The organism is Streptomyces coryli (assembly GCF_011044975.1).
GTDB classification, from domain to species: Bacteria; Actinomycetota; Actinomycetes; order Streptomycetales; family Streptomycetaceae; genus Streptomyces; species Streptomyces coryli.
Genome location: NZ_JAAKZV010000262.1, coordinates 1 through 10,445, shown reverse-complemented (window position 1 = coordinate 10,445; position 10,445 = coordinate 1). Strand labels below are relative to the sequence as shown.

General features: G+C 73.1%; 6 protein-coding genes. All 6 read right to left on the bottom strand.

Features of this window, described 5'->3' with window-relative positions; genetic code table 11:
• Positions 1 to 21: 21 nt before the first annotated feature.
• Complete coding sequence (locus G5C51_RS35300) at positions 22 to 4,551, bottom strand: Rne/Rng family ribonuclease (RefSeq protein ID WP_240930139.1); 4,530 nt, start codon at positions 4,549 to 4,551, stop codon at positions 22 to 24.
• Between the two features lie 232 nt (positions 4,552 to 4,783).
• Complete coding sequence (locus G5C51_RS35295; protein WP_165243799.1) at positions 4,784 to 5,569, bottom strand: TIGR03936 family radical SAM-associated protein; 786 nt, start codon at positions 5,567 to 5,569, stop codon at positions 4,784 to 4,786.
• Between the two features lie 150 nt (positions 5,570 to 5,719).
• Positions 5,720 to 6,934, bottom strand: a complete 1,215-nt coding sequence (locus G5C51_RS35290) for a hypothetical protein (RefSeq protein WP_165243798.1) — start codon at positions 6,932 to 6,934, stop codon at positions 5,720 to 5,722.
• Entirely contained in the window at positions 6,900 to 7,484 is a 585-nt protein-coding gene (locus G5C51_RS35285) for a GNAT family N-acetyltransferase (protein WP_240930138.1), read from the bottom strand. Before G5C51_RS35285 ends, G5C51_RS35290 begins: the two co-directional genes overlap by 35 nt.
• A gap of 37 nt (positions 7,485 to 7,521) precedes the next feature.
• A complete protein-coding gene (locus G5C51_RS35280; RefSeq protein ID WP_165243796.1) occupies positions 7,522 to 9,450 on the bottom strand; it encodes a TIGR03960 family B12-binding radical SAM protein in 1,929 nt (642 codons plus the stop codon).
• A gap of 101 nt (positions 9,451 to 9,551) precedes the next feature.
• On the bottom strand, positions 9,552 to 10,445 hold an 894-nt coding region (locus tag G5C51_RS35275; RefSeq protein ID WP_165243794.1), incomplete at its 5' end, for a CHAD domain-containing protein.

The following is a 10,445-nucleotide window of genomic DNA, read 5'->3' as shown; positions in this document are numbered from 1 at the left end:
GCGGGTGGGTGGGTACAGCCGTCAGTCGTCCGTAGACGCGCTGACCTGCGCAGTCGTGTCCTGCTCCGCCGCCGCGGTCTTCTTCGACGACGCCTTCTTGGCGGTGGTCTTCTTCGCCGCGGTCTTCTTGGCAGCCGGCTTCTTCGCCGCGGTCTTACGGACCCGCTTCTTCGGCTTCTCCTCGGCCTCGGCCGGAGCCTCCGCGGGAGCGGACTCCGCGGGCGCCTCCGCGACAGCGGGCTCCTCCGTCACCTTCGGCGGCCCCGCAGGCGACGACGCCTTACGCGTCGCCCGGCGCCGCGTCCGCGGCTTCGGCTCCTCGGCGGGCGCCTCCACGGCAGCGGACTCCGCGGGAGCGGACTCCGCCTCCGCCTTCGTCTCCGCCGGCTCGGCGACCGGCTCCGGAGCCACCGGCTCCGGCTCCGCGACGACCACCGGCTCCGTCTCGGCGACCTTCGGCGCCCCCGCCGGAGCGGTCGCCTTACGCGACCCGCGCCGCCGCCGCGCCGGCTTCGCGCCCGCCGCGGCCTCGGCCTCGGCGGCGCTGCCGTACAGCTCCTCGTCCGGCGCGATCGTCGTCTCCGCGGCGACCGCCGCCTCGTGCACCTGCTGAGCCCGCGCCTTGGCCTTCTCCTTGGCCTCGGCCTCCTGCTCCACGGACTCCCTGCCGGCAGCGTCCTTCGCCTCGCGGGACTCCTTGGACTTGCCCTTGCCCTTCTTCTTGCCGCCGCCACCGTTCACCGACGGCTGGTCCATGTGGACGATCACGCCGCGGCCGTTGCAGTGCACGCACGGCTCCGAGAAGGACTCGAGCAGCCCCTGGCCGACCCGCTTGCGGGTCATCTGCACCAGACCCAGCGAGGTGACCTCCGCCACCTGGTGCTTCGTACGGTCCCGGCCCAGGCACTCCAGCAGCCGCCGCAGCACCAGGTCCCGGTTCGACTCCAGCACCATGTCGATGAAGTCGATCACGATGATGCCGCCGAGGTCGCGCAGCCGCAGCTGGCGCACGATCTCCTCGGCCGCCTCCAGGTTGTTCCTGGTGACGGTCTCCTCGAGGTTGCCGCCCTGGCCGGTGAACTTGCCGGTGTTCACGTCGACCACGACCATCGCCTCGGTCCGGTCGATCACCAGCGAGCCGCCGGACGGCAGCCAGACCTTCCGGTCCAGCGCCTTCATCAGCTGCTCGTCGATCCGGTTCGCGGCGAAGACGTCCGTGTCCGACGTCCACTTCTCCAGCCGCGGCGCCAGGTCGGGCGCCACGTGCGAGACGTAACCGTGGATGGTCTCCCAGGCCTTGTCGCCGCTGACGATGACCTTCTTGAAGTCCTCGTTGAAGATGTCGCGGACGACCCGGACGGTCATGTCCGGCTCGCCGTAGAGCAGCGTCGGCGCGTTGCCGCTCTTGGCCTTCTTCTTGATCTCTTCCCACTGCGCCTGCAGCCGCTCGACATCGCGGGTGAGCTCGTCCTCGCTGGCGCCCTCCGCGGCGGTACGGACGATGACGCCCGCGTCCTCGGGGACGATCTTCTTGAGGATCTGCTTCAGGCGCGACCGCTCGGTGTCCGGGAGCTTGCGGCTGATGCCGGTCATCGAGCCCTCGGGCACGTACACGAGGTAGCGGCCCGGCAGCGAAACCTGGCTGGTCAGCCGGGCACCCTTGTGCCCGATCGGGTCCTTGGTGACCTGGACGAGAACGGACTGGCCGGACTTGAGCGCGTTCTCGATCCGCCGCGGGCCATTGGACAGCCCCAGCGATTCGAAGTTGACCTCACCGGCGTACAGGACGGCATTCCGCCCCTTGCCGATGTCGACGAAGGCGGCCTCCATCGACGGGAGCACGTTCTGGACCTTGCCGAGATAGACGTTCCCGACGTACGAGGTCGCCTGCTCCTTGTTCACGAAGTGCTCGACGAGGACGTCGTCCTCCAGCACGCCGATCTGGGTGCGGTCGCCGTTCTCGCGGACCACCATGACCCGCTCGACGGCCTCGCGGCGGGCCAGGAACTCGGCCTCGGTGATGATCGGCACCCGGCGGCGGCCCTGCTCGCGGCCTTCCCGGCGGCGCTGCTTCTTCGCCTCCAGGCGGGTGGAGCCCTTGATGGACTGCACCTCGTCGGACGGCTCGCTCTTGGGGCGCGGCTCGCGGACCTTGACGACCGTACGCTCCGGGTCGTCGGCCGGGGCCGAGTCGGAGGAGCCCCCGCCGTCGGCGGCGTCCCGGCGGCGACGACGGCGACGACGGCGGCTGGAGCTACCGCTCCCGCCGGACTTCGACTCGCCCTCGTCGTCGGCGCTGTCGTTGTCGTTGTCGTTGTCGTCGGCGGCGTCCTTCTCCTCCGCCTCGTCGGCGTCGGCGGGGCGCTGCTCGGAGTTGCCGTCGTCGTCCTGCTCGGCGGACTCGCCGCGCTTGCGGCGGCGGCCGCCGCGGCGCCGGCGGCGACCGGGGCGGTCACCGCCCTCGGCGTCGTTCTCGGCGCTGTCGTCGGCCTCGACGGCCTCGTCCTGCGCGTCCTCGTCCGGCTCCTCGGCCTGCTTCTCCTCCGCCTCGAGGGCGGCGGCCGCGCGCTGCGGGGTCTGGAAGGCGGGCTCGGTGAAGACCGGGGCCTGGAAGAGCGACATGGACGCGGCTGCGGGTGCGGGGGCGGCAGGTTCCGCTTCCGGCTCACCGGCGGCGTCCTCAGCGGGCTCTGCGGCGGCTGCCGCCGTCGTCTCCGGCTCGGGCGAGGCGGCCTTGCGGGAGGCCCGGCGACGGGTCCGCTTCGGCGCGGCGTCCTCCGCGACCTCGGCGTTTCCGGCCTGCTCGGCCCGGTCCCCGGTGCTTTCCTCGGACTTCGAGATGACGTGCTCCTCTGCTGTGGCGGAAGCCTCTGCCGCGGCGGCGGGTGCGCTTGCGCTGCGAGTGGTACGACGACGCCTGCGCGCCACCGGTTCCGCTTCGTTACGGGCGTCCTCCGGCCGCTCGGCACCGCTGTCGGCGGCACCCTCGGCGGGGTCGTCCTGCGCGGAGTCGACGCGGACCGGCTCAGAACCGGCGGCGTCCACACCCTCCTGGCCGGGCGCCTCTTCAGCGTCCTCGGCAACGGCCTGCGGCGCCCCGGCGGGAGCACTCGCCCGCCGCGCAACGCGCCGCCGGCGACGGGGTGCCGCCTCGGCGGCAGACTCCTCAGCGGTGGCGGACTCTTCCTTGGTGTTTACGTCAGCCACGGGCTCGGGGCTGACGGGCTGTGTTGCCGCGGGGGCATCCTCGACGGGCGCCGGAGCACCAGCCGGAGCACTCGCGCGACGCGCGACGCGCTGCCGGCGACGCGGGGCGGCGGCCTCGGCCTCGGGCTCGGCGGCGCCCGATGCGGCGGACTCGGGCTCGGGGGTGACGGGCTGTGCTGCCGCCGGAGCAGGCTCGACAGGCTCGGGAGCCCCGGCCGGAGCGCTCACGCGACGCGTGGCGCGGCGACGCCGTCGGGGGGCCGCAGCGTCGGCGGCGGACTCGGCCTGGATGGAGGACTCGGAAGCGCCCTCGGGCTCGGCCTGAGCGGCCAGCTCGGTGGCGGGCTCGACCTGAGCGGCGGGCTCGGCGGCCGATACGGGCTGATCAGCCGTCTCCGGCTCGTGGCTCTCCGCAGCGGACTCGTCGTCGAAGGGCGCGGGCTCCGCCACTACAGCGGTCTCGTGCGGGGCGGCCGGCGCGGCGCTCGGGGCGGTGACGTCACGGGTGGCGCGGCGGCGCCTGCGGGGCGGCGGGGCGGAGGAGACGACCGGCTCGGCGGCCGCTGGCTCATCCGCGACAGCGGCAGGCCCGGCCTCGGCGGCGGGCACGACGATCTCGCCCGCAGCCTCGCCCTGAGGCGCGGCCACGCTGCGAGTGGCCCGACGGCGGCGCCGCGGCCCAGCAGCGGCCTCACCCTGGTCAGCCGCATCCGCGGCAACGCCAGCGGCGCCACCAGCAGCATCCGTAGCAAGGTCAGCGGCACCTTCGGCCGCGTCCGCCGCAAGGGCAGCCGAGCCCCCGGCGGCCTCGCTGGAAAGAGCGGCGGCACTCTCAGCCGCACCCGCGGCAATGCCGGCCGCGCCGCCAGCAGCGTCCGTAGCAACCCCGGCCGCGCCCCCGGCGGTCTCCGCGGCGATCTCGGCGGCGGCCTCCACCGCATCCGCGGCGTGCCCGGCGGCGCCTCCGGCCGCCGATGCGGCCAGGTCCGTGGCGGCCTCGGCCGCGGGTTCGGCGACCGCCGTAGCCGCGTGTGCGGCCGACTCGTCGGCAGTGGTCTCGGCGGCCTCGTCGCCGGCGATGGCCGACTCGCCGCCAGTGGTCTCAACGGCCTCGTCACCGGCAGCAGCCGGCTCCTCGGCGGTCATCTCGTCAGTAGCCCCGCTGACCTGGGCTTCCTCGTCCTGCCGTATGGTCGCGGCCTCCTCGGCCGCAGCCGAAGGCGGGCCCGCCGGGCGCGATACCGCCCGGCGCCGGCGGCGCGGGGGCAGGTTGTCGCTAGGACTGTCGCTGACCTCGAAGCTGGCCCCGGATGCGTTCTCCGTGGGCTCGATGGGCTCGAGCATGCGGGTGGTACTCCCGTCACGCTCCCGGGCACCCCGCCCCTGACTCGGCCGGACAGCCCGCGATTCATCGCGGAGCCGCGGCCCGGGGCGTAAGCGCCGCACGGGAGCTCTTGTCTCGCTCGCCGGGCCCGCCCCACCTCCGTGGGGACGGACCGGCGAAAGTCTGCTGGTCCGTGCGCTCGCCGAGGACGGGTGGCTCCTCGTGCCGCGGCGGCGCGATGACGACGAAGCCCTATTCAGTGCCGTCCGGCGCCTTCGCGACCGGCTGCTCCGTGGCCGTGGGTGGGGCCGGAGCGGCGTCGCGGTCGGGCGCGAGCGGGTCGGTCACCGAACCGGTCTCCTCAGCCAGCGGCCCCTGCGCCAGCCTGGTCACCGCTGCGGCGACCGGCGGCGCCAGGTCGGCCACGGCTCGAAGGCCGGACAGGACGTCGTCGGGTCGTACGGCAGGTGTCAGGTGCCGCACTACCAGGCGCAGTATCGCACAGGGACCCGCCCCGGGCCTATCGGCCTGTGGACGGACCGCCTCGTCCGCGGCCTCCAGCGACACCACGGCAGCACGCGCGTCGAAGCTGCGCATGCCCTTCTTGGTCTGCCGCTCGACCTCGACGTTCTCCGCCGCGAGGAACGCCTCGACCGCCTTGTGAGCGGCCTCCGGCTCCACGCCGTCGAGCCGCAGCTCCCACACCGACGCCTCCAGGCGGTCGGCGAGCGCGGGGGTGCGGGCCTCGACGGCGTCCGTGATGTCGAGGCCGTCGGGCAGCGAGGTGTTGAGCAGCTCGGCGAGCGGCCCCACCTCGCGGCGCTCGGTGAGCGCGATCTCCAGGTACTCGGCCTCGCTGCCGGTCCCCGTGGGGGCGGCGTTGGCGTACGAGACCTTGGGGTGCGGGGTGAAGCCCGCGGAGTAGGCCATGGGGACCTCGGCGCGGCGCAGCGCGCGCTCAAAGGCGCGCTGGAAGTCGCGGTGGCTGGTGAACCTCAGGCGGCCGCGCTTGGTGTAGCGCAGTCTGATGCGCTGCACCGCGGGTGCAGGCGGCGGGCCTTCGGGCTGTCGCTTGCCCAGGGTCGGTCAGTCCTTCGTCGTGTTTTCCGTACGTTGTGACTCAAGGTTACGCCGGGTACGGACCGGCTTCGGTTCAGTGCAGGTCGCGCTGCCGACCGGGCCTGAAAGTCACCGGTGCCTGGGGCTCTTCTCCAGAGCCACCGGCTCCGGCCCAGCCTTCGGTGCCCCGAACAGCGCCCGGCGGATGTCCGCCCTCGTCTGGCGGGCCGTGTCCCGGGCCGCCGTCAGCGCCGCGCGTGTCGCCCGCCCGGCGTCGCGGAGCGATGCGCGTACGGCCCGGCCCGCACCCCGGAACGCCGCCCCGATCGGGCGCAGCACATGCTCGCGGACCGCGCGGCCCGCCGGGCGCAGCACCGAGCCCCACACCCACCGGAAGGGGGCGAACAGCGCCCGCATCACCCAGGCGATGCCGCGCCAGATCGCCCGCGAGATGTAGCCGGCCGCCCGCCAGGCGTGGCCGAGCGCATTCCACGTCTCGCGGGCCACGACCACCACACCCGTGGAGATCAGCCGCCCGACCGGCAGCAGCACCCACCGCCACAGCGCCACGAACGGCCACACCAGCCCCGCCACCAGCATCCGCCCGGTCCAGAGCAGTCCGTGGCCGAGCGGGGTGAGGAGGTTCGCGTACGTCCAGGAGACCGGCACCACGACCAGGTAGCGCCACAGCCAGGCCACCCCGGCGGCCGCCGCCAGCGCCGTCCAGCGGAAGGCGTGGCCCACGGGGGTGAGGAGATAGCGGTAGAGCGCGCTCGACGGAGCCAGCACGAGCCAGTGCAGCAGCCAGGAGAACACCGCGCGCAGGCCGCGCCCGGTGGCCGAGGCGCCGTGGCCGAGGGGGCGGAGGAGCCACATCACGGCGTGGCCGACCGGGGTGAGGAGCGCGCGGTAGATCCAGGCGATCGGCGCCACCACCACGTATCGCCACAGTCCCGCCACCGGCGCCACGATCACGTACCGCCACAGCCAGCCCAACACGGCCCCGATGCCGCGCAGTACGGCCGCGGTCCCGGCCTCCAGCCCGCGGGCGAGCCATGCGATCCCGTGGCCGATCGGGGTGAGCACGGTCCCGTAGAACCACGCCAGCGGCGCCACCACGAGCACCCGGCCCAGCCAGCCCAGCCCGCGCCCCACCGGGTTCAGCACGCCGCGCCGGAACGCCCGCGCCGCGGCGACGAGCGCGTCCCACACGAAGCGCACCGGCAGGACCAGGACCAGCACCACGATCCGCACCGGAATCCGGATCGCGGTCGTCAGACAGCCCTCGGCGGGCAGTTCGCGCTGTGGCTCAGCCGCCGGCTTCTCCAGCCTCACCGGTTCCATGTCCAGCCCCCGTGTCGATCCAGTACCGCAGCTTGCCGTTCCGCTCGTCCTCGTAGACGCCGCCGCAGGTCTCGATGACTTTACGGGAGGCCACATTGTCGTAGTCGCATGTGACCAGAACGGAACGCAGCCCCAACTCGCCCGCGACCGGCAGCGCCTCGCGCAGCGCCGCCGTGGCATAGCCGCGCCGGCGCGCGGTCGGCCGGATGTCGTAGCCGATGTGGCCGCCGATGTCGCGCAGGAACTCGTTGAGTTCATGCCGGACAGCGATGCGCCCGTAGTACGTGCCGGAGTCCGCGTCCACCACCCACAGCTGCGTGCAGTGCACCCAGCCGGGCCGCGGCGGCACCGCGTGATCGGCCTCCTCACGCAGCCCCGCGACGTACGCGGCGAAGACCGCCGGATCCTCCCAGCGGTGCCCCCAACCACGCAGATCCCGCCCGACGTTGGACCCGTCCTCGGGCACCCCCCGCCCCTCGGCCTCGAACTCCTTCATCGCCTCGAGGAACGAGGCGTGAAACCGGGTGTCGGGGGGCGTCAGCTGCGGCATCACGCCATTCTGACGCACCCCGGCGGCCGTCAGCGAGTCAGTTGTTCACCACGGTCAGCGGCAGCAGCTTCTTGCCCGTCGGGCCGACCTGGATCTCGGTGTCCATGGCCGGGCAGACGCCGCAGTCGAAGCACGGGGTCCAGCGGCAGTCGTCGACCTCGGTCTCGTCGAGGGCGTCCTGCCAGTCCTCCCAGAGCCAGTCCTTGTCGAGGCCGGAGTCCAGGTGGTCCCAGGGCAGGACCTCCTCGTACGAACGCTCCCGCGTCGTGTACCAGTCGACGTCCACGCCGAACTGCGGCAGCGCCGCCTCCGCGGCCTTCATCCAGCCGTCGTACGAGAAGTACTCGCGCCAGCCGTCGAAGCGGCCGCCGTTCTCGTATGCCTCGCGGATGACCGCGCCCACGCGGCGGTCGCCGCGGGAGAGCAGGCCTTCGACGATGCCGGGCTTGCCGTCGTGGTAGCGGAAGCCGATGTTGCGGCCGTAGCGCTTGTCGCCGCGGATGCGCTCGCGGAGCTTCTCCAGGCGGGCGTCGGTGGCCTCGGCGGACAGCTGCGGGGCCCACTGGAACGGGGTGTGCGGCTTGGGCACGAAGCCGCCGATCGAGACCGTGCAGCGGATGTCGTTGGAGCCCGCGACCTCGCGGCCCTTCTGGATGACCTTCGCCGCCATGTCGCCGATCTGGACGACGTCGTCGTCGGTCTCGGTGGGCAGGCCGCACATGAAGTACAGCTTCACCTGGCGCCAGCCGTTGCCGTACGCGGTGGCGACCGTGCGGATCAGGTCGTCCTCCGAGACCATCTTGTTGATGACCTTGCGGATGCGCTCGGTGGCGCCCTCGGGGGCGAAGGTGAGACCCGAGCGACGGCCGTTCCTCGTCAGCTCGTTGGCCAGGTCGATGTTGAAGGCGTCGACTCGCGTCGACGGCAGCGAGAGGCCGATCTTGTCCTCGGTGTAGCGGTCCGCGAGGCCCTTGGCGACCTCGCCGATCTCGCTGTGGTCCGCCGACGACAGCGACAGGAGGCCGACCTCCTCGAAGCCGGTCGCCTTCAGGCCCTTGTCGACCATCTCGCCGATGCCGGTGATGGAGCGCTCGCGCACCGGGCGGGTGATCATGCCCGCCTGGCAGAAGCGGCAGCCGCGGGTGCAGCCGCGGAAGATCTCGACCGACATGCGCTCGTGGACGGTCTCGGCGAGCGGGACCAGGGGCTGCTTCGGGTACGGCCACTCGTCCAGGTCCATGACGGTGTGCTTGGCCACGCGCCACGGCACACCGGAGCGGTTGGGGACGACGCGGCCGATGCGGCCGTCCTCCAGGTACTCCACGTCGTAGAACTTCGGGATGTAGACCGTGCCGGTCTTGGCCAGCCGCAGCAGCAGCTCGTCGCGCCCGCCCGGCCGGCCCTCGGCCTTCCAGGCGCGGATGATGTCGGTGATCTCCAGGACGGCCTGCTCGCCGTCGCCGATGACCGCGGCGTCGATGAAGTCGGCGATCGGCTCCGGATTGAAGGCGGCGTGGCCGCCGGCGAGGATCACCGGGTGGTCCTCGGTGCGGTCCTTGGACTCCAGCGGGATGCCGGACAGGTCCAGGGCCGTGAGCAGGTTCGTGTAGCCCAGCTCGGTGGCGAAGGAGACGCCGAGGACGTCGAAGGCGGCGACCGGGCGGTGGCTGTCCACGGTGAACTGCGGGACGCCGTGCTCGCGCATCTTCTCCTCGAGGTCCGGCCACACGCTGTACGTGCGCTCGGCGAGGACGCCCTCGCGCTCGTTGAGGACCTCGTAAAGGATCATGACGCCCTGGTTGGGCAGGCCCACCTCGTACGCGTCCGGGTACATCAGGGCCCAGCGGACGTCGCAGGCGTCCCAGTCCTTGACGGTGGAGTTGAGCTCCCCGCCGACGTACTGGATCGGCTTCTGGACATGCGGGAGGAGGGCCTCCAGGCGCGGGAAGACCGAATCGACAGGCATGGGAGATGTCCTTGAGCTGCGGTTCAGGGGTACGAAGGTGACCATCCAGCCTAACGCGATGCGCCTGCGGCTACCCATTCCCGCAGGTCGGAGACGGTTCCTCAGCCCAGCTCCCGCCTCAGCGCGGGCTCCGACACCCGCTCCCACAACCCCGGCAGCTCCCGCTCGCACTCCGCCGACCGGGCCTCCTCGCGGCCGTAGAGCAGGCCGAACGTGAAGGCGTTCTCCCCCGCCGCGGCCGACTGTGCCGCCAGGTCGCGCAGCGCCTCGCGTACGACGACGCTGTCCTGGTGGTCGCCGAGCAACTCCTGGATCTCGGTCATCCGCGCGGCGAAGCGCTTCGCGGGCTTGCCGACCGGGACCCGGGCGGCCTCGGCGGAGTAGCGGGTGCGCTTGGCGGCCTTGCGGGCCTCGTGCATGGCCAGGTCCTTCTCCGCGCTTGAGGGGCGGGCCAGCGCGTCGGCGACGAAGCCGGCCAGCCGGTCGAAGTCGCCCCGCACCACGTCCGGGATGACCGCCTCCGGCGGCTTCGCGGCGGCGGGCCTGAGCGGCGGCTCTGCGAGCAGCGCGTCCAGGGTGTCGAGGAGCGCGAGATAGCGCTTCCCGTCCAGTACGGCGATGAGCCGGCGCCGCGAGCCCTGCCGCCGGGCCGCCGACCAGGTGCGCAGCCGGCCGCGGACCGGGCCGACCGCGAGGTGCCGGGGCAGCCCGTCGAGGCCCGCCTGGATACGGCCGGTGAGCACCTCGCGGTCGCGGTCGATGCCGAGCTCGGCGGCGAGCCACTTCAGCTCCTCGCCGACCGGGTCGGTGACGGCCCGGTCGAGGAGCTTGCGGTAGCTGCGGAAGGCGCTGCGCAGCCGGCGGGTGGCGACGCGCATGCGGTGCACGGAGTCGGGGAGGTCGCGGCGTACCGCCGGGTCGAGCTCGACGATGGCAGTGACCTGGGCGCGGAGGTAGTCGAGGATGTGGTCGCCGGCGGTGGGCGGGGGTGGGAC

Excerpts from the sequence above, each read along its gene's own strand:
- G5C51_RS35290 (WP_165243798.1), bottom strand. The coding sequence starts at position 6,934 with ATGGAACCGGTGAGGCTGGAGAAGCCGGCGGCTGAGCCACAGCGCGAA.
- G5C51_RS35300 (WP_240930139.1), bottom strand. The coding sequence starts at position 4,551 with ATGCTCGAGCCCATCGAGCCCACGGAGAACGCATCCGGGGCCAGCTTC.
- G5C51_RS35285 (WP_240930138.1), bottom strand. The coding sequence starts at position 7,484 with ATGCCGCAGCTGACGCCCCCCGACACCCGGTTTCACGCCTCGTTCCTC.
- G5C51_RS35280 (WP_165243796.1), bottom strand. The coding sequence starts at position 9,450 with ATGCCTGTCGATTCGGTCTTCCCGCGCCTGGAGGCCCTCCTCCCGCAT.